The organism is Halorubrum orientale (genome assembly GCF_059623105.1).
This window is the reverse complement of record NZ_JBSPSR010000009.1, coordinates 70,263-93,590: the sequence shown is the minus strand read 5'-3', so window position 1 is coordinate 93,590 and position 23,328 is coordinate 70,263. Positions and strand designations below refer to the sequence as shown.

Genomic DNA, 23,328 nt, shown 5'->3' with positions numbered 1-23,328 from the left:
TAGCCGCTCAGACGATGTCACACCACGAACCCGACCCGGCCGTAGACGACACCACACACGTCACCCGCGTCCCGCTCCCGGTAGAGACCCACGCCCCGGGCGGCACCACAAGTGCTTACCTCGTCGATAGACTCCTCGTCGACCCGGCAGCACAAACTGACACACTCGACAGGGCGGTGGCTGCGGCCGCCGCAAACGGCTCCCCAGTGACGGCGATCGCCGTGACACACACCCATTCGGATCACGTCGGCGCGGTCGCCGCATACGCGTCACGGACCGGCGCGACCGTGTACGCGCACGCTAACCACGTCGACCGCTTCCGCGAGGCGACCGGTGTCGCCCCCGACGAGACGATCGCCGACGGCGACACGGTCGGATCGACCGACGTTCGCGTCTGGGCGACGCCCGGGCACGCGCCGGACCACCTCGCCTTCGTGACGGACGGACCCGACCAGACCGTGGGGATCGTCGGCGACCTCGTCGTCGCCGAGGGAAGCGTTGCGGTCGCCACACCGGACGGTGATCTTGCCGCGTATCTAGACAGTCTCGACCGCGTCCGTGACAGTGGTGTCGACCGACTGTCCCCGGCACACGGGCCGGTCGTCGACGATCCGGCTGTGACGTGTCGGCGTCTCGCCGAGCACCGGCTTGACCGCGAAGGACGCGTCCTCGAGGCGGTCGAAGCCGGTGCGAGCGACGTCGACGCCGTCCTTGATGCCGCGTACGACCGCGACCTCTCGGGTGTGGTTGGTCTCGCACGAGGGACTGTTCGCGCCCACCTCGAGAAGTTAGTCGCCGAGGGCCGTATCGCGACGTCGTGGACGGGTGAAGACTAGCGCTCTGTGGGGACCGACACGGCTGCCATGCGCTCGGTCGAGACGCCGTATTCGGCGTCCGCGACCGACGGAGGGGCGTCGGCGAAGTCGGGTCCGTATCGCGAGCGAAGCGACGCACGAAGGGCGTCGCGCACACAGGCCCGGACTGCCGCCCCGACCGGCGTCGCCGACCCGGAAAATGGCGCTGTCTTCCGGCCCCAAGGTGCGTCTGTCGGCGTGCAGCCGACGACGACGGCGTCACTCGTGGTCCCGGGCACACCGACCGTCGCGAGCAGTGTCGCCGCCTTCGCCTCCGCGACGACCGACACGAGGTTGGCGAGTGCTCCGGGTTCGAGCGGGCGGTTGACCCCGACGAGCAGGTTGACCGTACCGTCCGCTCGTCGCGTGGTCGATCGGTCTCGGTCGGCCTGATCTCCCGAGTCGCGACGCTGCTCGTCGTGCTCTCTCATCGTTGAAGGCTCGCCCGCTGCAGTTGGTGGAACCGGCAGCGCCGCAGGGTTCGAAACACCGGCCGTGGCGAGAACGGTCGCGCCGTCGAGCCGTGCCACTCGGGCGTGCCGCTGGGCGACACCGGTAAGTAACGCCGGTGGTCCGTCTGCCTGTACGGTGTTGTCTTCACCGAAACCGGCCGCAGTCACTCGATCTGAGACGTACGCCCGCAGGTCGCGCTGGCCGTCGTCTCCCCATCCTGTTGGGACGGTCACGTTGTACGCTGCGCCCGCAATGCCTTCGCCGCCGTCGAAGCCAGTCGAGAGAAACCGTGTCAGCCGGTTTGGCCGCCAGAATCGACAGACGCCGTCGGAGACCACCACCTGAAACGCCCCGTCTGGCTCGGTGGGTTCGTCCAGGGCCCTCACACCTCGAGCGCCTCGAGGAGAAGATCGTTGTCCCTGGAGCCACGAACGGCGGTCCGTAGGTGGTCGTCGAGCCCTGGAAAGGTGCGGGCGTCGCGCAGCGCAACGCCGCGCTCTCTCGCGGTCGAGATAATCTCGTCGACGTCGTCGTCGCCGGCGTCGACGAGCAGGAACGGCGCCTGAGATGGGTAGACCTCCCAGCGTGTCTCGAGCCGGTTGCGGATCCGTTCACGTTCTGTGGCGACCCGCTGCCGGGTTCGTTCGACGAACTCGGACCGCCTGAGACAGTGCGTACTCACCTCGGCGGCGACCGTCGAGAGCCCCCACGAGATGCGTGCGGTGTCGAGCCGATCGCGGAGTTGACCGGTGGCGACGAGGTAGCCGGCACGAATGCCTGGGAGCCCGAACAGCTTAGTGAGCGACCGTGCGACGACCACGCCCGGCTCGCCTGCGAGCGACGGTTGCGGCGTGTAGTCGAGGAACGCTTCGTCGACAAGCAGCGTGGTATCGGCGTCACGACACCGCTCGGCGAGCCGACGGAGCCCCCGGCGCGGCGGTAGCTCACCGGTCGGGTTGTTCGGGGTACAGACCACGACGGCCGCGTGGTCTGTCGGGTCGACCTCGAGGATCGTGTCGTGAGCGATCCGAATCGGGACGCCACCCTGAAGCCGAACTTCTCGTTCGTATTCGCCGAACGACGGGGCCGGAACGGCAACGGAGTCGCCGGATTCGACGAGAATCGAAAAGAGGAGCCGCATCCCGGCGGTCGCACCCGCGGTCGGGATCACCGCTTTGGGGTCACATCCGACGTACTCAGCGGCGGCCGTCCGGAAGTCCGTGTAGCCGTCACAGGGATACCGACGCGCCGCTGCAAGTGCCGACTCGTACACACCCGCCACCCCGGCTGGTGACCGTGGGTTGGTGTTCGCACTGAAGTCGACAACGTGGGGATCGGTGGTCCCTCCGTGTGCCACGCAGCCGACTTCGTCAAGCGCACTGGTGTCCATACACGGGGAGTACGGGTGGGTAATAAAAACCTCTCCGTTCGTTACCACGTTCGCCGAAACATGCGACGACGATCGACTGTGTTCGAACGCCTATCACCGCAACTCGGCGTGCTCCGCGGCGACTGTACGAGCGACTGAGAGGTCTCGCGGCCGATTGACGTTGATCGTGAGCGACCGATTCTCGCTCACGAGGATCCGGTCGGGGTCGTCTCCCACGACATTGAGCCCGCTCGGTGCGAGCACCCCGTCCTCGTGCTCGAACGTCGTGTCGACGCTTACGCCCAATTCGTGCTTCCGTGCTGCCGGCACACAGACCGTTACGGACTGTACCGAGGAATCACCCGTGGTGTCATCTCGCGTGTCTACCGGCGCATACGCGTCGCCGCTGCCGGTATCTGGCCTCACCGCGGCATCGACCGCCGCGTCGACGTCGGAGCCACGGAGTAGCGGGAGATCGGCAGCGACTGTAACCGCCGGACCACTGACCGTGTCGAGGCCGCGGTTGAGGTCCGTCACGTAGCCGTCGCCGCTTCCTTCAAGCACGGTACAGGGAACGGCGACTGCATCGGCGAGCTCGTCGCGGAGTCGGTCGGCGGTCGCTGGTGTGTGCGGTGAGACGACTGCGACGACCCGTGTAATGCGTGCGGCGGCGAGCGCGTCAAGCACCCGTCCGACCATCGGCCGGCTGTCGACTGGAACAAGTGGCTTCTCCCGGTTCTCGTTGAGTCGGGTCCCGCGTCCTCCACACAGGAGGACTGCCGGCATCACAGGGCGGCTCGAGGCGTGTGTAGCCGCGTTTGCGGTATCCGTCATCGATCCGCGTATCACCGGTGCTGTGACGCCGTCGGGCCGAAGATCGGTGGTGCACGCCGTGCGCTCGCAGCGTTCAAACTCACACGAACGCCCACACGATCACCCCCACGTGAAGCGCGACGGCACGCCCGAGCTCGTTCGTCGCTCCGAGCACGTCACCGCTTACGCCGCCCAGCCACGGCGACACCCGACGGTACACAAACAATGCCACGGCCGGCCCTGCAAGCACGGTCGCCACCAACGCTGGGAACGCTCCAGCGGGCGGCGCGAGCACGACAGGCACCGAGAGCACGACAACCGGGAGCATCGATACCGGCCCTACATCGCCTGCGACGGCCGACCCAAGCCCTTCGTGTGCCGGCCGGCCGACGCAGGCGAGCAGCGCCATCCCGGCTTTCGAACCCACTTCGGCAGCGAGCACCACCCGGTACGCCGTCGTCCCAGCGAGCGATTGCCCGCCAGTAAAGCCAGTAGCGAGTGCCAGCACGCCGAGCGTCGTCGTAACAAGGGTCACGCCCAGCGCGAGGGCGCCGCCAACGCCGAGCGCGGCATCGTCGAGTGCCGCCCGGCGGCGCTCGGGGTCGTGGGCAGCGATCGCGTCGCCGAGGTCGGCCAAGCCGTCGGCGTGGGTGACACCACCGAGCAAGTAGAGCGCGAGGAGATAGCCGGCCGCGGCGCTCCACGCCGACGGCGCGAGCAGTGCGAGCCCCGCAACCGCCCCGAGCCCCGCGCCTACGACGGGAAACGTCCACGGCGACCGACGAAACGCGTGCCAATCCGCGGGATCACTACCCGGGATCGGGACACGCGTCAGGAAGGTGAAGGCGCCGCGAAGTGCAGGGATTGGCCTCGCGGGTCCCACGCGGCCTGTCTGGTCGCTCACGTCACGACCACCCCGTAGCTCTCGAATCGGGAGACGACCCTGCCGATCCCCGCGACGACCACGCCCGTAGCTCCAATCCCGAGCCAGCCGGCGCGTGAGACGACCCGAACGCCGGCTTGAGCCACTGTGGCCGTCGGTAGCGGTCGATCGGGGTACAACGCATACGCACCCGGCTTCTCCAGTCGACAGCCGAGGAGGGCTGCGATCGACGCCATCGGCCAGCCGGCGTTCGGCGAGTCGGGAATCCCGGCAGTCTGCTCGACCGACGGCTGCACTGTCGGAGCGAGACTGTGTCGCCTCTCCCGCTGCTGGCGAGTGAGGTGCCCAGCGGCCAGAAGCAGCACCGCAGCCACACGAGCCGGGAGCCACATGACCGTATCGTCGAGGCGAGCCGGTGCCCACCCCGCGATGCGGTGGCGGTAGCCGAGCATCGAGTCGAGCGTGTTGACGCCTTTTACCCACCCGGCCACGCCGGCGGCGACTGCGAGCCCCTCGACTGTCGAGAGTCCTCCCCCGACGGCGATGAGCGCCCCGAGCGCAAACCCAATTAGCGGCGCGATGAGCCCGTCAGCAAGGTTCTCTGCTGCACTCTCGACGGCCGCAGACCGGACGTACGCCGGCGAGAGTGCGCTCGCGTCTCGACCAGCGAGTGCACGCAGCTCCCAACGCGCTTTGTCGAGGTCTGACTCACTCAACGCGATCACGTCTGTGGCAACCTCAAGGAGCATGCGATGGCTTGTACAGACGAACAGCGCGCCCGCAGCCAGGACCATCGCGGTGACGCCTTCGCCGGATCCGACCGCTGTGCGCGTGCTCGCAGCGCCCGTGAGCACGAATCCGGCGAGCGCGAGTCCGAAGCCCGTGGGGACACCCACCGCAATCCCCACACCGACGAGCCGGGTGTCTGGAAGTCTGGTGTCGAGTCCGCCGACGAGTTGCCCGAGCCAGGCCACGGGGTGGAGTCGGGTCGGCGGTTCACCGAACGCCCGGTCTGTGGCGGCGGCGAGCGCGATCGCGCCGGCCGCCGCGAGGCTCACGGTTCGGCCTCCAGCTCGCCAGCGAGTGCTGAGAGCGGAGTCTGTGTCACGTCGAAGAGCCGGCCGCCAACGTCGACGATCCCGCCGTCGGTGGCCGGGTCGTCACCGACGTGCACGAGCGCGTCCGGTGTGACTCCGAGTGCATCGGCCGCCGCCTCGAACGCTGAGTGGTGCGGTTTCCGCCAGCCACAGCCGACGCTTGTGGTGACTGCGTCGAACTCTCCGCGAAGGTCTGCGCGTATCAGAGTTCGGGGAACGAGTTCTGGTACCGAACAGTTCGAACAGAGCCCGACCGGGCCGCGCTCGCCCGCGGCTCGCACCGCCTCAAGCGCCCCCTCGCGCCGGGTCACTGTCGGGTCGAAGGCGGCTACGACAGCGTGCCGCACGACGTTGTCTGCGACCGTGACACCACGGGAGTCGAGGGCGGCACTCACGTGCGCTGGCAGCGGCGTCTCTGCGCCTGCAGGTGCGTCAACGTGGCGTTCACCGTACGCGACGTGCCAGTCGTCGGGAACGGGGACGTCACGCGACTCGAGTTCGCGCGCGACGACCTCGGCGGGGTCTGTCGGGTAGTCGACGTCGACGAGCGTGCCGAAGAGATCGAACGTTACTGCCACGATACTCGATGTAGGGGCAATCAGGGATTTAACTTGTCGGTCGCTCACCGAAGCCGCTTACAGCGCGGGGACGATGTGCAGCGTGTAGAACCGGTAGAGTCCCGTGAGCCACGCACAGAGCCAGAAGATCATAAACCCGGCTACGCCGAGCCGAAGCCGGCTCCGCCAGTGACCGATGTCCTCGTGAATCTCGTCGATGTCGACGTCGGGGTCGTCGTAAGCATCAGCACTGCGTTTGGCCTGTAAGATCCGAACGATACCGGTGAGCGCGAGCGTCAACATCGCGTACGCTTGTAGCCCCAAGACGGCGTGTATCACTGCCCCGCCCGACAACTGGTCGAGTATCCGCGGGAGCATCCACGTCGTTATCGGGATTGTCGTGAGCGCGAGACCAACGAGGATGAACTTGAGGTGGTACGTCAATACGTTCCACGTCACTACCTCTGCGTCGATCATGATCCACGCGCCGTACAGAAGGAACGGCAGGCTCGCCGTCACGGATAGCCCGGCCACTGCCGCGATCACCGACTCGTCGACCATGCATGCTGATCGGGCCGGAACGCGTAAAACTCCCCGATTTGCCGCCATCGCAACTCGTCTCGTTGATGTGACTCGCTGGTATTCGCTGTCGGTGGTTCCGGCAGCGTGACGTCCGGGGGACGCCCGCAGGGCGGCGTCGGACGAAAACAGTTAGCCCCCCGAGCCCGTAGATGGGTTTGATGGAGGACACCTCGACGCGAGCGGCGTCGGACGACCCCGATCGGAGCGCCGCCGAGGACGCCGTTGACGAGCCCGGCCAGAGTGACGAGGCCGAGCGCGACGACGAGGAGACCACGACGGACGCAGACGCGAGTGAGGTGGCCCCCGATTCGGATTCACGCGCCGCCGAGACTACGGATGCGGATGGGGAGGGCGCAGGCGTAGACGATCTCGATGCGCTCCGCGAGCGCGTCGACGCCGAGTACGACTTCGACGACTTCGGACCAGCGGACATGGCACGAATGACCGCCGAGGAGTGGACCGCCGCCTTCGATCCCGAGACGTGGATCACCGGCGGGCGGCTGCTCGACCGCGTCGAGGCAGAACTCAAGTCGCGGATCGCACGACGGGAGGTGTTCGGGCTGCTTGAACGAGTCCGTGAGGACGGTGAAGAGCGCATTCTCGTCTACTCTGATGAGGGGTACGCGATCGTCCGTCCAACAGGAGAGGTGAGCGGTCGCGGCACCGTGCTTCGAGATGTCGAACCGCTCGTCGCGATGGCGGCAATGGAGGAGTACGAGGTGCCCGAACCGCCGGCTGACTGGTCGCTTCCGCATCCAGAGAGCGTTCCCGAGGGGTCCGGTGAGTTTGGCAACCTGATGATACAGGTGATCGCGGCCGTCCAGGTGATTGCCGGCGCGATACTTCTTGGTGCGTCGTTCTTCTTCAATCTCGAGAGCATCATTGGTCCCGCAATGGGGATTATCTTTCTTCTCGTCGGCGGGTTCTTGTTCGCCATGGTTGCGAACGCGCGGCTCTCCGATCGGTTCCGATCGGCGGAGTACCGTGACCGGCTTCGCGCGCTTCGAGAGGCCGAAGAACGACCCGAGTTCGTCCCCGTCGACGAGGCCGCACTGACCGACGCTCGAGACGATCAGTAAAACGGCCGAATTTGGGGGTTTCACACCCCGTATGTGGCACCAGACGGACGTCGATAGTCGGTGGGTTTAAGCGCACCCCGTGCGCAGTAAAATTGTATGAAAAGGCGGGAATTCGTGCGGACGGCCGGCGGGGCAACCGCCGCGGCCACGGCTGCCGTTGGCACGGCCGGAACGGCCGCCGCACAGGAGGTCAAACCGGACTGGCCGAGCGGGGTCACGAACGGCAACCTCGGTACCTACCAAGACGCTCGTGGTGAGAGTGAGGTGACCGTCCAGGTCGGCGCCGGCGGCAGCGGCTTGGCGTTCGACCCGACCCAGCTGTGGGTCGACCCGGGAACGACGATCACCTTCGAGTGGACGGGCAACGGCGGCGCCCACAACGTAAAGACAGTCGATGGCGGCGGGCCGGCAAGTCTCGACAGCGGTGACCCGGTCGGTGAAGAGGGATACACCTACGAGTACGAGGTAACCGAAGACGACGCCGGGATCACCCACTACCACTGTGTACCCCACACGGCCGTTGGTATGCACGCCGGTCTCGCCGTTGGTGGTGACGTCGCGACCGTCGAAGCGGGCGGCGGGGCCGCGAACACCGGGTGGCCTGAGGACATCGCCGACGTCGGGATGCCGATCCACGCTCATTGGGTGGGTGTCGCGTCGGGCCTCGGGATCGTGTTGACGTTTGTCTTCACGTTCTATACGTTAAAGTACGGCGAGTCCGCACATACGGGACACGGGGGAACCCAATGAGCTCGAGCGGATCGTCGTACGGTGATATCCACCGGTACGAGCCGGCCAGAGAGAGCACTGCGGCCGCGATCGCTATTGTTCTCCTCACCGTCATCGAGGTCGTCTTCGTTTTCCTCTTCGTCTACGGACTGATGTTCTCGTGGGCGTCGACGGAGTTCGGGAACATGTTCATGGGCGCCGTCCTAGCGCTCATCTTCCTCGACCTCGCGTTCATCTTGGTGTTATACCGCAAGGAGTTCCTCCCCGATGTGATGATCGTGAAGAAGCGTCGGCGGAAGTGGGAGGACCTCTACATTAGCGAGGAAAATAAAGACGGCGTGGAGATCGGTACAGACGACGCCTGGGAGACGGTGAAACGCGCCGTCTACCCGTACTACAAGAAGTGATCACCCAATGAGCCTCAAAAAACGCGACGAAATGGACCACAATGCGTGGCTCAAGAGCCAAGACCTCACGGTCATCGAGACGGCGTTCTTGACCACGCTCATCTGGATCGACAAGCGGCTTCGCATCGTCGACTACCTCGAGTTGCTAGAGACGATGTACTACCGCGCGAACCTCCAGATGCCAAAGAGCCACACCGAACAGTACGATCTCGACAACAAGTTCTGGTACTGGTACCCGCTGTACTCGCTCGGGTCGTTATCGATCCTCGCGTATCTAGTCGCTGCGGTCTCCGGTGCCTTACTCGGATTCTACTACTCGCCATCGACGGCGGGTGCAGCCGCCCAAGGTGACCCGACAGCCGCGTACAACTCCGTCGTAACCATTCTTCAAGACGTCCAGTTCGGCTTCATGCTTCGGTCGATCCACAACTGGGCGGCACAGTTCATGGTCGCTGCGGTGTTTCTTCACATGCTTCGCGTCTACTTCACGGGCGCGTACAAGGAGCCGCGTGAGGTCAACTGGATCCTCGGCGTCATCCTGATCGGATTGACGCTGTTCTTCGGCTTCTCCGGGTACGTCTTGCCGTGGAAGCAGCTCTCCTTCTGGGCTGCACAGATAGGCGTCGAGATGGCGCTCGCGACCCCGATCGTCGGGGAGTGGGCCGCACAGCTCTTGTTCGGCGGGTTCACGCTCGGACAGGCGACGCTCGTGAGAATGTACATCCTGCACGTGTTCGTGTTGCCGTTCGTGGTGACCTCGCTCATCGCGCTCCACGTCGGCATCGTCTGGGTGCAGGGTATTGCGGAGCCGCACTAAGCCAATGACTGACGACACCGAACCGATGACGGACGGCGGAACCGACGAGAGCGCACGGACCGACGGCGGCGCCCCAGCGACGGTGCCACCGGACGACGAAACCCCGTCGTGGACCGAGCGCAAAGAACACTCACAGGGGCTCGCACAGCTGACGTACCAGTACTTCGAGCGATCCCGTCGTGAAGACGAGGACCTCCGTGCGGAGTCGACGTACGTCGAGCGTGACGTGCTTGGCTTCCCGACGTGGCCACACGAGACGATCCGCAATCTCGCGATCGCGAGCTTCTTCGTGGGGATGATGGTGTTCATCGCAGCCCTCATGCCCCCGCACTTCGGTCACCCGGCAAACCCCGGCTCAACGCCAGCTATCATTCTGCCCGACTGGTACCTGTACTGGTCGTTCGGCCTGTTGAAGCTCAACCCGTTGAACCCCGAACTCGCTGTGCTCGGCGGCAACATCCTCATCGGCAACGAGTTCTTGGGGATCGTCGCACACGGTATCCTGTTCGGCTTCATCGGACTCGTTCCGTTCTTGAACAAAGGGAACGCGCGACGCCCGGTCGAGGAGCCGTTTTGGGCCGGCGTCGGGATGGCTGGTGTTGTGCTGTCGCTCACGCTGGCGGCGCTCGCAATCCAGAACTTCTTCCCGTTCGAGCTTGAGCTGCTTATCACGCTGACATTCATGCTCCCGGTGCTCGCGGGGGTCATCACCTACGCGGTATTAAAGACCATGCGTGAAGGGTACTCGTATGACCTCAACCGTCGTTACTTCATGCTGCGGCCGCCGAAGTAATCGGCACTCCCGTTTTGTCCATGTCTGAGTCCGACGACTACGACGATGTCCAGCCCACCGACGCGACCGGCGATCCGATAGCCGCCGGTGACGAGGCCGACCCGCGCACCGAGCCGGTCGGCGCCCGTGTCGGTCCAAACGGTCGCGAGATCGTTGTCCCACTCTCGTTGTACAAGACCGTCACGGCGCTGTCGACGTTCGTCGCGGTGGTGACGTATCTCGTGGGATTCATTCTGATCGACGCGGCGACCCTGCAGGTGAGCATTCTTCGCCGGATACTCATCTATGCCCTCTCACAGGTCGGTGTTACCCCGCCCGATGACGTGTTGACCGCCGCGTTCGCTATCGTCGGCGTCGGCTCGATACTGCTCGGAACGGCGGTGTACGTGCTCGGAACGCGGTTCCGCGCCCAGGGAATGGGAAAGCCTCAAGAGGACTCCACCGAAGGGTAAACCAATGGCAGACGAGTTCATCAAAGGATTGGCCCTGTTCGCGCTCGGGGGCCTCGGCTGGATCACCTTCGGTGCGTGGTACCGGACGCCCTCCTACTACGAGATCGTCCAGCTGGTGAACCCCGCAGAGGGGGTGGAGACGGTGTACGGTCAAGTAGGTGTACTCACCGGTGACGCACTGTACTGGCTGATGATCCTCGGGCCGATTACCTTCTGGGTGCTCATCCCGATCACCCGACAGATTCGTCGTAGCGTCGGCGAAGACGCAGCAAACTGAGACCGCATTTCGACTCGGCTTTTCGACGACCTGGACGAGTGGTCAACGCAGACGCCACACCGACCGCGGTGTCTCTGGGACACCCACACAGCGGAGCGCAGCACCGCTGTGTCGTATCCCACGGTCCGTAGACGTGAAACGGGCATCTCAGTACCTATCTGGTGGCCACATCGCACTTAGCACCGACGTTCGAACCGCTGCAGGTGAGCGTCTGTGTGACAGTGGCGGACGTGTGCGCTGACCGAGTGTGGCTCACGGACGGTGATCGACGGGCATGAATGGCGCGTATGACTGCGCCGCCCTTCACGCGAGGATGGCCTGGTTCCAGATATCCGCGACGAGGAAAAAGAACGCGTAGTAGCCGGCGTACAGCAGGATGAGCGCCGAGGTGACGATTGCGCTCTTGGGTGCTTCGATCGGCATGTCGTTGCGGGCCTCGACGTTTCGCGACTCGTACTCGAAGAGGTCGGCAAGCACGAGCGTGACGGCGAGGATCGAGAGGATCGCACCGCCAGTAGGCTGGTGGATTGCAAAGAGGAAACTGAGTGTGACAAGTCCAAAGTTCGTGAACGCGTGTGGTCCGTACGGCTCGACGCTGTCGCCGACGCTCGCCTGCACAACGTGGCGACTGTGCGCGACGTGTCGGGTGGCGAGGTTCGTGACCGCCATCACGAAGATGGCGAACGGCAGTGCCGGACCGACGGCCGACAGCCAGCCGAGCGGAACGAGGAACTGCAATGGATCCATATCGATCCATCCGGTCACGAGTTATTAGAACCTTTCCGATCGGCGTGTACCGTGGTATTCAGTTGGCCAGGTGCCGCCACGGCGATGCGGTCCGTGACCTCGACGTCGACCGTCTCACCGGGCTCGACCGACGTGCGACTGTCGCCGTCGACGACGAGTGCGACGGCCCCATCACCGCGTTCGAGTCCGACGCTCACACCGCTGTCAACGACCCACACCGACTTTCGAGTGCTAAACGGCGCTATCGGGACCACCGCGAGGCCTGCACCGGCGTCAAGCCGAGGGCCGCCGACAGCGGCCGTGTATCCACGGCTCCCGAGTGGCGTAGCAACCACGACGCCGTCGGATCGAACCGATACCGGTCGACTGTGTGGCCGCTCGATAGCGTACTCGGCGATCTGGGCGGGCTCGTCGGTGACCACGGCGACGTCGAGCGCGGCTCGGGCTGTCACTGACTCACCAACGACCGAGAGGACCGGGTGTTCGACCCACCGGGTCTCGCCAGCGAGTAGGCGTTCGACGGCGGTGAGTACGGTCGTCCCGAGCGTGTCGCTGCGGTCGACCACCGGAACCACGGCCGGGCGGTCATCGTCAGTGTCCGACTCCTCAGTCGGTGACACACGCGCACGGACCGCCTCGCCGACCGCTCCCGCACCAACCGCTACGAGCACATCGGCCTCGGCTCGGTCGACGGGGCGGCCCCCAGCGTCCTCGACGACCTGCCGCACTCGTGACCGAAGCGACGCGTCGGCACCGACGACGGCGACGCGGGCGGGCGGCTGCTCCATGCATGAGTCGTGCGTGCGGGACGCTGGAAAAGCTCCCGGTTCGGGGTCCATGGGCCGCCACTGCCTGGCCGCTTCCCAAACGCTCAACTCACGCGCGAACGCTCGATACGATCCATGAGCACGTGGATCGGTGACACCTTCATGAGTGACGTTGGCTGGGAGCACTTGGAGACGCTCGTCGACATCAGAAACCGCATGACTGGAAGCGACGGCGAGCGTCGGGCGGCCGAGGCGACGCGCGAGGCACTCGCTGCAGTCGGCGCCCGCGACGCCCAACTCGAGTCCTTCGACGTCCAAGGGTGGACGCGGGGGTCGTCGGCGGTCGAGGCGGGAGAGACAACTCAAGACAGCATCGCCCTTCCGCGCAGTCCGTCGGCGGCCGCGACGGGCGAGTTAGTCGATCTCGGCTACGGCCTCCCGATGGACTTCGAGGACGTCGACCTCGAGGGGACCATCGTGATGGTCGCTTCAAACGTTCCCGACCACTACGATCGATTCATCCATCGCCGCGAGAAGTACTACTACGCTGTCGAGGCCGGCGCGGCCGGATTTGTCTTCCGTAATCACGTCGAGGGGTGTCTCCCCCCGACTGGTAGTGTCGGTACCGAGGCGTCACCGATCGGCGAGATTCCGGCTGTGGGCGTCTCGAAGGAGGTCGGCGCTAGACTCGGGCGACGGTTCGACGGCGAGCCAGTGACGGTCCGTGTCGACGCGACGATTCACGACGCGACGAGCCAGAACGTGCACGCCGATATCGGTCCCGACACCGACGAAGCCGTGCTCCTCACGAGCCACGTCGACGCCCACGACATCGCCGAGGGCGCCGGCGACAACGGCGCTGGGACCGCCGTCGTCGCCGAAGTCGCACGAGCGCTTGCCGCCCGCGAAGACGACCTCGACACCCGTGTCCACTGTCTGGTGTACGGCGCCGAAGAGGTCGGCCTCGTGGGATCCGGTCACGACGCTGAGACCCGGGATCACGAGACTATCAAGGCGATCGTGAACAACGACGGGGTCGGACGGGGCCGTACGCTTCGACTGTACACACACGGGTTTGATACACTGGAGACGGCTACGATGACGGTCGCCCAGCGGTTTGATCACCCGATCACGACGGTCCCCCAGCTTGGACCACACAGCGACCACTGGCCGTACGTCCAGTGGGGGGTGCCGGGGATTCACGTGATGAGCGAGACGGGCGACGAGGGACGCGGCTGGGGGCACACGTTCGCCGATACGCTCGATAAACTCGAGCCGCGCACCATCCGTGAACAGTCGATACTGCTGACCGAGCTGGTTGTGGAGCTGGCTGACGACTCGACGACGGTTCCACACCGCGATCCGACGTCAATAGCCGCACAGCTCGAAGCCGAGGACCTCGCCGAGGGGATGCGAATCATCGGCGACTGGCCGTACTGAGTCTCAGCTCAAGCGCCGACGGGAGACACGCAGACACTCAGGCGACCGGACGCTCAGACCCCCGGCAGCGCCGGCAGCATCACTGCGGCCGTTTCGGCGGCGCGGAACGTCGAGTCGTAGACGTGGTTCAACAGGACGTACGCGACGACGCCGAGGACCAGTGAGAGCAGCCACGCGCTCGCGGCGATCCGGCCGACCGTCCGGTGGGGCGTCTGTGTTCGCAACTCGTGTTCGGTGTGGGTGAGCCCGAGGACGATTGCGTAGAGTACGACCGGCACCGAGAGGATAGAAAGCGCGATGTGGATCGCGAGCATGATCAGGTACGCGTAATACGCCGGGTCGGGACCGACGAAGTACTTCGTGCCACCGCCGGCCACCTTCGGGATATACATCCCGAGAAAGACCAGGATCAGCGCGAACGAGGAAACCATCGCCGCGGCGTGTTTTTTCACCTGGTCGGTGCGGATCCAGTACCACCCGAGCGAGAGCGTCCCGATCGTGATCGTGTTCACGACGGCAATCGCGTGTGCGAGCAGGTCGACCTGTCCCCGCGTCAACTCCGGGAATAGTGCCTGGAACTCGGGGACGAGGAACGCTCCGAGGACGGCCCCATACCCGACGACAGTGAGCAACACGGTGATCTCGCGGGTCCGTCTCTTGGCCCGATCACGGACGGTGACGGTGGACATACCTTCGGTACGGACGGGACCGTTATCGTCCTTTCGAGGCCGGCCTCACCGCTCGATCACGCCGGTCGCCGTCGCGACCTCGACCGCGGCTGCTTCGTTGATCCCCCCCTGCAGGATCGTGTATCGATCGCGGATCTCGTGGGCGGTGGTGAGCGCGGCAATGAGCTCGTCGTCGGCGATACCGAGGTCGCCTGCGGTTGTTGGAGCGCCGAGTTCAGCGAGCGCATCACGGATCGCGGCCCACTCGCCGTGCTCGCCGCTGTGGAGGTACTCAGTCACGATCGCGGCGACGCCAACTTGGTGACCGTGCAGCGCCTTCCCGGGAGCGATCCTGTCGAGCTGGTGTGAGATCAGGTGTTCTGCGCCCGAGGCGGGTCGTGATGAGCCCGCGATCGACATCGCGACGCCCGAGGAAACGAGCGCCTTCACCACCACCCACGAGGATTCCTCGACTCCCGGGCGAATCAGGTCGGCGTTCTCGACGAGCAGCTCCGCGGTCATCTCCGAGAGGGCTCCGGCGTACTCGCTGTACTCGACGTTTCGCAGCCGGTGTGCGAGCTGCCAGTCTTTCACCGCGGTGTAATTCGAGATGATGTCCGCACAGCCAGCCGTGGTGAGTCGCCACGGCGCCTCCGCGAGCAGGCTCGTGTCTGCGACGACCGCCAACGGCGGGTCAGCGGCCACCGAGTGGCGAGTGTCACCCTCGGGGATCGACGACCGACCCGAGACGATCCCGTCGTGAGAGGCCACCGTCGGGACGGAGACGAAGCCGACACCGAGGTGGTCGGCGGCCATCTTCGCGATGTCGATCGGCTTGCCGCCGCCGAGCGCGATCAGGTACCCCGGATCGACCGCCTCTGCGGTCTCTTTGAGCGACTCGACAGCGTCGAAGGACGCAGCCTCGACGACCGCGGTTTCGGGGTCGTCGAACTGCGCGCGGACGCGGTCGCCGGCGATCGACTCCGGGGTTGGACTCGTCACGATGAGCGGGCGACCGCTCAAGTAGAGCTCGCCGACTGCGGTACCGAGGTCGTCGACGACGTCGTGGCCGACGAGCACGGTGCGTGGGAGCTTGATCCACGTCGACTTCTCGAACATACCGGCACCTCACACCGGGCAGTGAAAGCCGTTGTTCCTCGCTACCGGAACCATCCTCCGGCCCTTCTCGGGGACCACGACCGCGTCACCGTTGCTCACCACGAGAGGACCGTCGTCGTGGCGTCAACGAGAAAAAAGAGCCCGAACCCGGCGAGCACCAGCGCGGAGCCGACGGCGACCACGGGCGCAACCGTCTCAATGCGCCGCTCTGCAGCGGCGAGTCCCGCCGGAAACAGCGTGATCCACGAGAGCACGCCGACGAAGAACCCGCCGAGCAGGGCCGGAGAGCCGGTAGCTACGACGAGCGTCCCGGCGAGGTCCGCGCCGACAACAGGGAGCCGCGCGAGGACGTCCAGCTCGCCCGGACGCAACATGCCGACGCCAACGGTGAGCCAGAATAGCACTTGGAAGGGGTTCGTGAGCGCAAGCGCGAGCGCCTTCTGAAACCCCTGTCCCTCAGCGATCCGCGGCTCGTCGTCCGACGTCGGCCGAAAGGAGGCGCGCGCGCCGCGAGCCGCGCCGACCGCGAAGTAACACATCAGACAGCCGCCGACGGCGACCATGGCCGTCTGAAGCCGAGGGATCGACTGCACCACGGATACGACACCGAAGTATGCGAGCACGAAGAAGATCGCGTCGGCAGTCGCTGCGCCGAGGCCCGCCCTGGTGCCCGCGGCCCACCCACGTAACACCGCCTCCTCGGCGATAACCGCGTTCATCGGTCCCGGCGGTGCCGCGAGCGCTAACCCGAACACCACCCCGACGACGAGGGTCCCGACCGTATTCACGATGCGCAAAGACGGGTGGCGGTGTAAAAAATCCCGTGGCCGGCAGGGTCGTCGGTGGGCTGTCAGGGCGCGTCCTCGACGCGAATCGAGCGTGCCACGGCGGCAGGGAGACTTTGCTCGCCTGATGGCGTCTGCACCGTGACCATGCCGAATGGGGCGACGTCGACGACCTCGACCGTCGTCCCCGGGGTGATGCCGGCGTTGGCAAGGTAGTCGAGTTCGGCCTCATCTCGGTCGGAGACGCGCGTCACGACGAGTCGGTCACCCGCCGGGTGGTCAGCGAGCCGCCGTCCGCCAGACTCCGGGATTGGCTTGAGGTCGGCACCGGGGATCGGATCGCCGTGTGGGTCCACCTCGGGGTCGTCGAGGGCGTCGGCGACGCGCCGTTCGAACTCCTCGGAGATGTGGTGTTCTAACGCGTCGGCCTCGTCGTGAACGTCACTCCAGTCGTAATCCAGCTGGTCGGCGAGAAACGCCTCGATCAGCCGGTGATGACGGACGACCTCGAGTGCGACCGCCTCGCCCTCGGTCGTGAGCTCGACACCCTGGTACGGCTCGCGGTCGAGGAGCCCCTGGTCCGCCAGCTTCCCGATCATGTCTGTCACCGACGGCGAGCTCTTGTCGAGGTACTCCGCGATGGTGGACGTCGAAACGGGAGGCCCTTCCTCTGCCTGAAGCACGTAGACGGCCTTCAGGTAGTCCTCCATCACGTCACTCAGCATTCGTCGGCCGTAGTCGGAGGCGAGGCAAATACCTACCGACCGGCGGTCGGGTCGGGAGTTCCAGGCGGCAATCCGAGCGCCTCGAGGTCGACGTGATTGCACACAAGCTGGGCCGCACGATCGATCGGATCGCGGGGACGTGTCCGTGACCCGTCGCTTTCGTGCCCCGTCAGCGACATTCCGGCTTGCTGGCGAACGCGCGCGACGAAGCCACGACGAAACTTGTCGTTCTCGAACAGTCCGTGAAGGTACGTCCCGAACACGCCCGGCGTTGCCGCGCCGAGCGCGACACCCTCTCGGTCGGCATCAGGGTCACACACGGGCGTCGAGACCGGGTTAGTGTCGGCACATCGACTCGTCTCTCCCATGTGGATCTCGTAGCCGGTCACGGGGATCGCTCCCCCACTGCTCGCCGCTCCCCCGGTGACGACGTCGGTTTCTCCGGGGTCGACCTGAAGCTCCGTAGCCGCGACCCGCTTTTCAGTCGAGAAGGCCGTCTCGACGGGGAGCAGGCCGAACCCGTTGACCACCCGTGGCGCGTCCGAGGCCGCGCTCTCGACGTCGGCGCCCGTGATTCGTTCACCGAGGAGCTGGTACCCCCCACAGAGGCCGACGATCGGGCCGTCGAATCGACGAAGCGCCTCGTCGAGGCCGGCCGCACGGCAGGCGCGAAGGTCGTCTACGGTGTTCTTCGTGCCCGGAAGCACGACCGCGTCGGCATCGTCGAGTGGGTCGTCAAGCGGCACGTACGCGACTCGAACCCCCGGTTCGGCCGCGAGCGGTTCGACGTCCGTCGCGTTCGAGATGCGCGGTAGCCGGGGAACGGCGACGGTCACCACCCCGTCGGCCTCGTGTTCGTCACCGCGGACGACTCGCTCGCCGGCGGCGGGAAGTGTGACGCTGTCCTCTTCTGGAAGCCCCGGGTCGTCATATGGGAGCACGCCGAGTACGGGAACGCTAGTTCGTTCTTCGACGGCCTCGATACCCGGGGTTAGCAGGGATCGATCCCCACGGAACTTGGTGATGATCACTCCGGCCACTCGGTCACGGACGTCGGCCGGCAGGAGCTCGAGCGTCCCCACGATCGACGCGAAAACACCTCCACGCTCGATGTCTGCGACCAGCAGCACGTCGACGTGAGTCCCGTCCGTCGCTGCGTCCGTCGCCCGGTCGAACGCCCGTGCCGTCTCGACGTTCGCCAAGTCTCGATCGTGGAGGTTGATCTCGGCTATCGACCCGGCCCCTTCGGCAACCACCACGTCGGCGGCGGCGGTGAGTCGCTCGTGGGCCGCGGCCGCGGCCGCGCGAGCCGTCTCCCATCGTCCGCCGTAGTAGTCGGCCGCAGACGCGTGGGTGAGAGCTTGACCGTTCACGATGAGCTGGCTCTCCCCTTTGCCCCGGGGCTTTAGCAACACCGGATTGTGATCGGTCTGTGGCGTCACCCGAGCCGCTCGCGCCTGGACGTACTGGGAGATCCCCACCTCGCCGAACGCGGTGTCGACGTCGACGTCGGCACCCGGTGCAGTCGAGACCGCCCGGGCGTTGTTTGACATGTTCTGTGCCTTGTACGGGGCGACGGCCACCCCGGCGTCCGCGAGGTGTCGACAGAGCCCGGTGGCGACTGTCGACTTTCCGACGTGCGAGGCAGTGCCTGCGACGAGCAGGGTTCGCCCTGGTGTGGCCGATCCATCGGGCATGTCGTCTTTCACGACGGTTCGTCCACGGTATCGTCCGTGTCCCACGCCCCCGCGGCGAGCCTCGCGGCGAGTGAGACCGCGGCGTCGACGTGGCGGTCGGCCGTCTCGTCGCCCGTCTCGTCGATCGCGGCGAGTAACGTCTCGATCTCGCCGGCGGTTTCGCGGACGACAGACGCATCAGTCTCTTTCGGTGCAATGGCCTCTGCGAGCGCTTGTGCCTCACCAAGTCGCCACCCTGCTTCCCGGTCGACCGGCCGCGTCTCCGTCTCGACGAGGTGTGACGCGAGTGCCTCGGCGGCTGCGGCCCGCGTCGACGGATCGTCAGCGGCGTCGTCGACCGCGTCGACGTCGTCTCCAGTCATCAGTACTCCGTCCCCTTGCGGGCGCGCTGTCCGGCGTCCATGGGATGGGCCTCCTTGCGGACGTTGGTGATCAGGTCTGCGACCCCCTCGAGATACGCCGGTCGGGTGTGACTCCCGGTGAGCACGAGTTCGAGCTGCTCGGGCGCGCGGTCGATCAGGTCACAGACCTCCGCCGGCATGACGAGCTCGCGGTCGGCGGCATAAAGCACCTCATCGAGGATCAGCATGTGCATCCCCGCCTCCGGATCGGCATCCAGTGGAATCGGCGATTCGAGGGCTGTCTCCGCAGCGGCGTCGACGAGTTCACGAGCTCGCTTGAGTCCGGCGCGCGCATCGCGCTCGTGGTCGTCATCTGCGGAACCGTCCGCGAGTCCATGCCAGCCGTAGTGACCGGTGTTTTCGTACGAGAAGCCCGGGAGTGCACGAATCGCGTTGTACTCGCCGCGAACCGCCTCGACGGAGTCTGCCCCGCCTTTCATGAACTGAAGCATGTGGACCCGGTACCCGTGGCCGACCGCGCGGGCGCCCATCCCGAGTGCTGCCGTCGTCTTTCCCTTGCCGTCACCCCACCACGCTTGGACGAGACCGAACTCCTCGGGTGCGCTCGCCTCGATCGGACTCGCTGCCGGGGAGATGCCGCGTCCTGGGGTGTTGCGCTTCGTCTGTGCGCTGATGTCGTCGCCGTCGGCCGGCTGGTCGGTGTCGTTCGTCATGCGACGGCGTTCGCGGCGGACGGCCTTATCGGTGCGGTCCCCTGCAGGCCGGGTCTCCGCTGGCCGGTCTTCTGCCAGCCGGCTCTCCGGTGACGATCCGCCGATGGTCGGTCTGACCGATGCGGATCGACTGGGCCGGCCCGGTCGTCGCGGTCACTCGTCGTGAATGAAGACGAGTCGGCGGTCTTCGGTGTTACAGATGCACAACTCGATCCCCTCACGGGTCGCACCGATCCGCTGCCAGCCGTGGTCGCTGACGAACAGCGTCTGAAACACGCCGAGATCACACTTGGGGTTTGGACAGCCGACGCCTGCCGCATTCTTGTACACTGTCGTCCCGCCACCGGACCCCTGGCGAACCAGCCCATCGGTCAGCGACCGGAACTCCTCGGCCGACATCGCTCCAGCCGCGTTCTCGTCGCTCATAGATCACGATTTGCGGCCGCGAATATAAATCCGATCCGCGCGCCCTACAGCTCCGCCCATCAGCTTGCGCGTGGCCGCTCACGGTTTGACTATCACCTTCAGCGCCTCGCGGTCGGCCATCGCCTGGTACCCCTCGGGAACGCCATCGAGGTCGACCGTTTTGGTAAATATCGGTGCGGGATCAAGCGTCCCACCGAGGACGTCTTCGAGCAGTGTGTCGGCGTACGCTCGCACCGGTGCGACACCGCCCCGGAGCGTGATGTTGTTGCGGAAAAAGTCCGTCAGCGCGAGTCCGGCCTCGTCGACGCCATGAGGGACGCCGACGTACCCGACCGTCCCGCCAGGCCGACAGACGTCCACGGCGGTCTCCATCGACGACGCCGCGCCAACACACTCTAACACGTGGTCGACACCGCCGTTCGTCATCGACAGCACCTGCTCGACTGCGTCGGTCTCACTGCCGAGCACCGTTTCGGTGGCCCCGAAGTCACTCGCGATATCGAGTCGGTCTTGATGATGGCCGACAGCAAGTATCCGGCGAGCTCCCAGCCGGCTGGCAGCGAGGACGCCACAGAGCCCGACCGCGCCGTCGCCCACGACCACGCAGGTGCTCCCGGGTTCGACACCGGCACTGACAGCCGCATGGTGACCGGTTCCCATCACGTCCGTGAGCGGCAACACCGACTCAAGTACGTCTTCGTCGTCGGCGTAGCGGTCGGGAACCCGAACGAGCGTGCCGTCGGCGTGAGGTGCCCGAACGTACTCTCCTTGTGCCCCGCCGTTGGCACCGCTCCACGAGTCGCCATTCACACAGGAGGTGTGAAGTCCTCGCCGACAGAACTCACAGTGTCCACAGCTGACTACGAACGGTGCGAAGACCCGGTCGCCGGGTCGAACCCGGCGCACGTCGTCGCCGACGGCCTCGACGATTCCCATCGGCTCGTGACCGACCCGCGAGCCCGCTTCTCGATCGCTGTCACCGTTGTAAAACCAGAGGTCAGACCCACAGATCGCTGTGTGCGTGACTCGGATAAGCGCGTCCGTTGGCGCCTGAAGCTCCGGTTTCTCGACCTCTTCGACCCGAATATCGCCTGGTTCGTGGAACACGGCTGCGCGCATATCGATCGTACGGTGAGTCGACGCATAGGCGTGACGGAGTGTCCTAGCGGCCGGCGTGGCCAGTGGATTCCGTCGGGTCGATGCTGAGCTGCCGACGGGTCTCGAGACCAGCGTGGAACCGTTCGACCAGCTCGTTTCGATGCGCCGGACAGGCAAGCACGCCGACCGCCCCTGACTCGACCGGCACGACGAGCTGATCTGGGCTGTACGGCACGAGCCGACAGCTAGGACAGCTCACGCCACCTGCGGGCCGATGATCGATCACTGTCGTGGAATCCGCCGTCGTGTACCCACACACTGACGCGAATTGGTCAACGTGGTCCGCACAGCCGATGAGCGGAACGGTTAGGTGGTCCAAAAGCAGGAAGGACAACTCACGCCGCGCGGGAGACCGCATCGCGGCCGCACACGCCTGACACGAACCCGGAACACGGTCGTCCGGGTCATCGGATCGTGGCGGTGAAGGGTCTGTTTGGTCCATCAGTTCGGAGTATCGTATACACGGTCGCGAGCCTGGTAAGTGGTTGGATCGATGACCGGCCGGGTCAGTGGCCCCAACGCCGGCCGTCCTCGCGGTAGCGCGCGTCGGTGATCCGGTCGTGTTGGGCCTCACTCATCGACACCGCGGCCGCACCGAGGTTTTCCTCCAGTTGGTCGACAGTCCGCGCGCCCACAATCGGGACGCAGGTGAACGCCTCCTGGTCCATCAGCCACCGGAGTGCCACCTGTGCTGGGGTCGCGTCAACCTCGTCGGCAACCTCCCGCACCGTCTCGAGCACCTTCCAGCCCCGCTCGGAGAGGTAGAATCGTTCGAACCGCTCGTCGAAACTTCCGCGGGAGCCGTCGGGTGCGCGCACCGACTTCGGGTCGTCCGGGTCAGCTCTGGTGTACTTCCCGGTGAGGAAGCCGCCGGCGAGCGGCGAGTACGGACACACCGCGAGGTCTTGATCGGCGGCAACGTCCAAGTACGGCTCAACGTCCTCGTAGTAGCCGGCGTGAAACAGCGGCTGAGTCACGTCGAAGCGCGCGTGGTCGTTGACGTCCGATGTCCAGAGCGCCTTTGTGAGCTGCCAGGCCGCCATCGTCGACGCGCCGAGATAGTTTATGCGTCCGTCCTCGACGAGCCCGTTGAGCGCGGAAAGGGTCTCTTCTATCGGTGTGTGCTCGTCCCAGCGGTGGATGTAGTAGAGGTCGAGATAGTCGGTCCCGAGTCTGTCAAGTGTTCCCTCGATCTGATTGTGAATGTGCGTTCGTGAGAGCCCCGAGCCGTTGGGATTCGCGTCGTCAAACTCGAAGTACACCTTCGAGGCGAGGACGTACCGGTCGCGGTTGCGTGTCTCAAGCCAGTTACCGATGTACTCTTCACTCGTCCCGTTCGGCTCGCCGTAGATGTTTGCGGTGTCGATGAACGTGCCACCACCCGCGGCGAACGCGTCGAGAAGCTCGTGTGCGGCCGCCTCGTCGGTTTCGAGGACGCCGCCGGTGCGCCGGCCGAACCGCCACGTGCCGAAACAAAGCTCCGAAACGCGCGTCCCGGTCGCCCCGAGCTGTCGGTAGTCCATACAACCCGGTTCTGCGGCATCGAACAAAAACGTCCG

The 23,328-nt window shown here is 65.7% G+C and carries 29 protein-coding genes; 9 read left to right on the top strand and 20 right to left on the bottom strand.

What is annotated here, in order from left to right; all coding sequences use genetic code 11:
• Positions 1-14 precede the first annotated feature (14 nt).
• A complete protein-coding gene (locus tag ACWUI7_RS11855; RefSeq protein WP_496642425.1) occupies positions 15-836 on the top strand; it encodes an MBL fold metallo-hydrolase in 822 nt (273 codons plus the stop codon).
• On the opposite strand, the gene ACWUI7_RS11850 is transcribed toward ACWUI7_RS11855, so the two are convergent.
• The 7 genes from ACWUI7_RS11850 to ACWUI7_RS11820 all read right to left on the bottom strand — a co-directional run bounded on the left by ACWUI7_RS11850 (position 833) and on the right by ACWUI7_RS11820 (position 6,587).
• On the bottom strand, positions 833-1,693 hold the full coding sequence (locus ACWUI7_RS11850; RefSeq protein WP_496642424.1) for an adenosylcobinamide amidohydrolase: 861 nt from the start codon (positions 1,691-1,693) through the stop codon (positions 833-835). The genes ACWUI7_RS11855 and ACWUI7_RS11850 overlap by 4 nt on opposite strands.
• A complete protein-coding gene (locus ACWUI7_RS11845; RefSeq protein ID WP_496642423.1) occupies positions 1,690-2,697 on the bottom strand; it encodes a threonine-phosphate decarboxylase in 1,008 nt (335 codons plus the stop codon). The genes ACWUI7_RS11850 and ACWUI7_RS11845 overlap by 4 nt, the downstream gene beginning before the upstream one ends.
• Before the next feature lie 93 nt (positions 2,698-2,790).
• Positions 2,791-3,510, bottom strand: coding sequence for an NTP transferase domain-containing protein (locus ACWUI7_RS11840; RefSeq protein WP_496642422.1), 720 nt, complete (start codon positions 3,508-3,510; stop codon positions 2,791-2,793).
• A gap of 79 nt (positions 3,511-3,589) precedes the next feature.
• Positions 3,590-4,393 carry an adenosylcobinamide-GDP ribazoletransferase gene (cobS, locus tag ACWUI7_RS11835; protein WP_496642421.1) on the bottom strand — a complete coding sequence of 268 codons (804 nt, stop codon included), beginning with the start codon at positions 4,391-4,393 and terminating at the stop codon, positions 3,590-3,592.
• Entirely contained in the window at positions 4,390-5,430 is a 1,041-nt protein-coding gene (locus ACWUI7_RS11830) for a CobD/CbiB family cobalamin biosynthesis protein (RefSeq protein ID WP_496642420.1), read from the bottom strand. The genes cobS and ACWUI7_RS11830 overlap by 4 nt, the downstream gene beginning before the upstream one ends.
• Positions 5,427-6,047 carry an HAD family hydrolase gene (locus tag ACWUI7_RS11825; RefSeq protein WP_496642419.1) on the bottom strand — a complete coding sequence of 207 codons (621 nt, stop codon included), beginning with the start codon at positions 6,045-6,047 and terminating at the stop codon, positions 5,427-5,429. The genes ACWUI7_RS11830 and ACWUI7_RS11825 overlap by 4 nt, the downstream gene beginning before the upstream one ends.
• 57 nt (positions 6,048-6,104) lie before the next feature.
• Complete coding sequence (locus tag ACWUI7_RS11820) at positions 6,105-6,587, bottom strand: DUF7321 family protein (protein WP_496642418.1); 483 nt, start codon at positions 6,585-6,587, stop codon at positions 6,105-6,107.
• A 179-nt stretch (positions 6,588-6,766) separates the two neighbouring features.
• On the opposite strand from ACWUI7_RS11820, the gene ACWUI7_RS11815 reads away from it, so the two are divergent.
• The 7 genes from ACWUI7_RS11815 (at position 6,767) to ACWUI7_RS11785 (ending at position 11,162) form a co-directional block, all read left to right on the top strand.
• The gene (locus ACWUI7_RS11815) at positions 6,767-7,687 is read left to right on the top strand and encodes a DUF7319 domain-containing protein (RefSeq protein ID WP_496642417.1); all 921 of its coding nucleotides are present in this window, start codon (positions 6,767-6,769) and stop codon (positions 7,685-7,687) included.
• A 96-nt stretch (positions 7,688-7,783) separates the two neighbouring features.
• Positions 7,784-8,437, top strand: coding sequence for a halocyanin domain-containing protein (locus tag ACWUI7_RS11810; protein ID WP_496642416.1), 654 nt, complete (start codon positions 7,784-7,786; stop codon positions 8,435-8,437).
• On the top strand, positions 8,434-8,823 hold the full coding sequence (locus tag ACWUI7_RS11805; RefSeq protein ID WP_496642415.1) for a DUF7318 family protein: 390 nt from the start codon (positions 8,434-8,436) through the stop codon (positions 8,821-8,823). The genes ACWUI7_RS11810 and ACWUI7_RS11805 overlap by 4 nt, the downstream gene beginning before the upstream one ends.
• 7 nt (positions 8,824-8,830) lie before the next feature.
• Complete coding sequence (locus ACWUI7_RS11800; protein WP_435160566.1) at positions 8,831-9,640, top strand: cytochrome b; 810 nt, start codon at positions 8,831-8,833, stop codon at positions 9,638-9,640.
• 4 nt (positions 9,641-9,644) lie between these two features.
• On the top strand, positions 9,645-10,433 hold the full coding sequence (locus ACWUI7_RS11795) for a cytochrome b family protein (protein ID WP_496642414.1): 789 nt from the start codon (positions 9,645-9,647) through the stop codon (positions 10,431-10,433).
• 20 nt (positions 10,434-10,453) lie between these two features.
• The gene (locus ACWUI7_RS11790) at positions 10,454-10,885 is read left to right on the top strand and encodes a DUF7315 family membrane protein (RefSeq protein ID WP_496642413.1); all 432 of its coding nucleotides are present in this window, start codon (positions 10,454-10,456) and stop codon (positions 10,883-10,885) included.
• Between the two features lie 4 nt (positions 10,886-10,889).
• Positions 10,890-11,162, top strand: coding sequence for a DUF7314 family protein (locus ACWUI7_RS11785; protein WP_496642412.1), 273 nt, complete (start codon positions 10,890-10,892; stop codon positions 11,160-11,162).
• 303 nt (positions 11,163-11,465) lie between these two features.
• Here the strand turns inward: ACWUI7_RS11785 and ACWUI7_RS11780 are convergent, their stop codons facing one another.
• A complete protein-coding gene (locus ACWUI7_RS11780) occupies positions 11,466-11,909 on the bottom strand; it encodes a DUF7313 family protein (RefSeq protein ID WP_496642411.1) in 444 nt (147 codons plus the stop codon).
• 14 nt (positions 11,910-11,923) lie between these two features.
• Positions 11,924-12,697 carry an NAD(+)/NADH kinase gene (locus ACWUI7_RS11775; protein ID WP_496642410.1) on the bottom strand — a complete coding sequence of 258 codons (774 nt, stop codon included), beginning with the start codon at positions 12,695-12,697 and terminating at the stop codon, positions 11,924-11,926.
• Between the two features lie 114 nt (positions 12,698-12,811).
• Between ACWUI7_RS11775 and ACWUI7_RS11770 the strand changes: the two genes are divergently transcribed.
• On the top strand, positions 12,812-14,116 hold the full coding sequence (locus ACWUI7_RS11770; RefSeq protein WP_496642409.1) for a M28 family peptidase: 1,305 nt from the start codon (positions 12,812-12,814) through the stop codon (positions 14,114-14,116).
• A 53-nt stretch (positions 14,117-14,169) separates the two neighbouring features.
• Here ACWUI7_RS11770 and ACWUI7_RS11765 read toward each other — a convergent pair whose 3' ends face one another.
• The 11 genes from ACWUI7_RS11765 to ACWUI7_RS11715 form a co-directional block, all read right to left on the bottom strand.
• Entirely contained in the window at positions 14,170-14,805 is a 636-nt protein-coding gene (locus ACWUI7_RS11765; protein WP_496642408.1) for a DUF420 domain-containing protein, read from the bottom strand.
• A 45-nt stretch (positions 14,806-14,850) separates the two neighbouring features.
• Positions 14,851-15,903, bottom strand: coding sequence for an NAD(P)-dependent glycerol-1-phosphate dehydrogenase (locus tag ACWUI7_RS11760; protein ID WP_496642407.1), 1,053 nt, complete (start codon positions 15,901-15,903; stop codon positions 14,851-14,853).
• A gap of 95 nt (positions 15,904-15,998) precedes the next feature.
• Positions 15,999-16,691, bottom strand: a complete 693-nt coding sequence (locus ACWUI7_RS11755) for a LysE family translocator (protein ID WP_496642406.1) — start codon at positions 16,689-16,691, stop codon at positions 15,999-16,001.
• Positions 16,692-16,753: 62 nt separating this feature from the next.
• Positions 16,754-17,413 (bottom strand): metal-dependent transcriptional regulator, encoded by a 660-nt coding sequence (locus ACWUI7_RS11750; RefSeq protein WP_496642405.1) that lies wholly within the window; start codon positions 17,411-17,413, stop codon positions 16,754-16,756.
• 32 nt (positions 17,414-17,445) lie between these two features.
• Positions 17,446-19,110 carry a cobyric acid synthase gene (locus ACWUI7_RS11745; RefSeq protein WP_496642447.1) on the bottom strand — a complete coding sequence of 555 codons (1,665 nt, stop codon included), beginning with the start codon at positions 19,108-19,110 and terminating at the stop codon, positions 17,446-17,448.
• Between the two features lie 8 nt (positions 19,111-19,118).
• On the bottom strand, positions 19,119-19,472 hold the full coding sequence (locus tag ACWUI7_RS11740; protein ID WP_496642404.1) for a DUF8152 family protein: 354 nt from the start codon (positions 19,470-19,472) through the stop codon (positions 19,119-19,121).
• Entirely contained in the window at positions 19,472-20,185 is a 714-nt protein-coding gene (locus tag ACWUI7_RS11735; RefSeq protein ID WP_496642403.1) for a cob(I)yrinic acid a,c-diamide adenosyltransferase, read from the bottom strand. Before ACWUI7_RS11735 ends, ACWUI7_RS11740 begins: the two co-directional genes overlap by 1 nt.
• A 153-nt stretch (positions 20,186-20,338) precedes the next feature.
• Positions 20,339-20,611, bottom strand: a complete 273-nt coding sequence (locus ACWUI7_RS11730; protein ID WP_496642402.1) for a DUF7385 family protein — start codon at positions 20,609-20,611, stop codon at positions 20,339-20,341.
• A gap of 78 nt (positions 20,612-20,689) precedes the next feature.
• Complete coding sequence (locus tag ACWUI7_RS11725) at positions 20,690-21,730, bottom strand: zinc-dependent alcohol dehydrogenase family protein (RefSeq protein ID WP_496642401.1); 1,041 nt, start codon at positions 21,728-21,730, stop codon at positions 20,690-20,692.
• Between the two features lie 43 nt (positions 21,731-21,773).
• Entirely contained in the window at positions 21,774-22,211 is a 438-nt protein-coding gene (locus tag ACWUI7_RS11720; protein ID WP_496642400.1) for a hypothetical protein, read from the bottom strand.
• Positions 22,212-22,275: 64 nt separating this feature from the next.
• Positions 22,276-23,292 (bottom strand): aldo/keto reductase, encoded by a 1,017-nt coding sequence (locus tag ACWUI7_RS11715; RefSeq protein WP_496642399.1) that lies wholly within the window; start codon positions 23,290-23,292, stop codon positions 22,276-22,278.
• Positions 23,293-23,328 lie beyond the last annotated feature (36 nt).